We start from the raw sequence: 603 nt of genomic DNA, 5'->3' as shown, positions 1-603 counted from the left end.
AAATTCGTCCTTCGGAAAGTTTTACGCCATAATCACGCAGAAGAATGACTTTAATTTTACGTGTCCCAAGTCTTTTCTTTGATTGGATGTAAATCTCTAAAATAAGCTTTCGATACTTTTGATTTTCTAGGTCACGTTTTGAGGGGGTGTGATTAAGAAATTGATAGTAGGTGGAGCGATTGACACGTAACACGCGACACAGCGTTTGTATCGCGTGTTCGAATCGCAGTCGATAGATGGCTTCAAGTCTTATTTTGAGTTTTGCATGAAGATGGCACTTGCTTTTTTTAGAATAAGGTTCTCCTCTTCTAATTGTGCCAAGCGTTTCTGAAGGTCTCGAATTTGCTTAGCAGTCATCACGGTATTATCTTCAAGTTTGACCTCAGAGTATTGTTTAATCCACTTTGAGAGGGCAGAAGAGGAAACACCATAATCGCGACAGAGGTCTGCTTGAGGTTTACCAGTTTGGTAGAGATTGACGAGGGATTGCTTGAATTCCTCGTCGTAGCGTTGATGATAGGTCATAGTAAGCCTTTCTGTTTTGTGTCTTATGAGACAAATTATAACACATTATTTTGTGTCCACTTTTATAGTATATATCCA

Annotated in this window: 1 pseudogene; it reads right to left on the bottom strand. The window is 39.1% G+C overall.

What is annotated here, in order from left to right:
- A pseudogene (locus GHI93_RS12775) lies at nt 1-525 on the bottom strand (transposase); the annotation flags it as partial.
- Nucleotides 526-603: the final 78 nt, after the last annotated feature.

It is taken from the genome of Lactococcus hircilactis, from assembly GCF_009601015.1.
Lineage (GTDB): Bacteria > Bacillota > Bacilli > Lactobacillales > Streptococcaceae > Lactococcus > Lactococcus hircilactis.
This window is presented reverse-complemented; position numbering and strand designations above follow the sequence as displayed.